This is a genomic window from Oleiphilus sp. HI0066 (genome assembly GCF_001635725.1).
In genome coordinates this window covers 1-653 of sequence record NZ_LWFH01000989.1, presented here as the reverse complement: position 1 = coordinate 653, position 653 = coordinate 1, and the positions used below count along the sequence as shown (strand labels likewise).

Sequence of the window (653 nt, the reverse complement as noted above, 5' to 3'; positions counted from 1 at the left end):
AGATGCTACGTTATCTGCTGGCACTGACAATGGAGATGGTAGCTGGACGTTGACAGCCGCTGAGCTTGCCGGTCTCACGATCACGCCAGCAATAGGCCATCTAAGCGATATCGTTCTGCAGGTCGCGATTCATAATGAAGATGTTGATCCCGATGATAGCAGCCAAGTCGATAACAATAGTGCAACGACGTCAATGACTGTAACAATTAATTCGGTTATTGACGGCCCGAACCCGGTTGATCCAGTCGATCCGACCGATCCAATCGATCCATCGAACCCTAGTGCTGACGGTGATCCACTGACGGGGGCTGTCACTGTAGCAGAAGACGCAGTCTTTGATCTTGAATTGGGTCCGTTAACTCCCATTGATGTTAATGAAACAATGAGCAGTGTCACGATCGGTGGCGTGCCAACTGGAGCGATTTTGTCAGCGGGTACGAATAACGGTGATGGCACCTGGACAGTGGATCCCGCTGATCTTGATGGTTTGAGCCTTACGCCAGTCGAACATTCCAGCGATGACTTTACATTAACGACTGAAGTAACGTTCACACAGGGCGATGCTAGTCAAGTTTATAATGGTTCGGTAGAAGTTACTTTGGAAGCAGTCGCTGATGCGCCTGCGGTGAGTGCGAGTGATGTAAATGGTGATG

1 pseudogene is annotated in these 653 nt (G+C 49.8%); it reads left to right on the top strand.

Annotation, left to right across the window (positions count from 1 at the left end):
• Positions 1-653: pseudogene (locus A3738_RS31060) on the top strand (hypothetical protein); the annotation flags it as partial.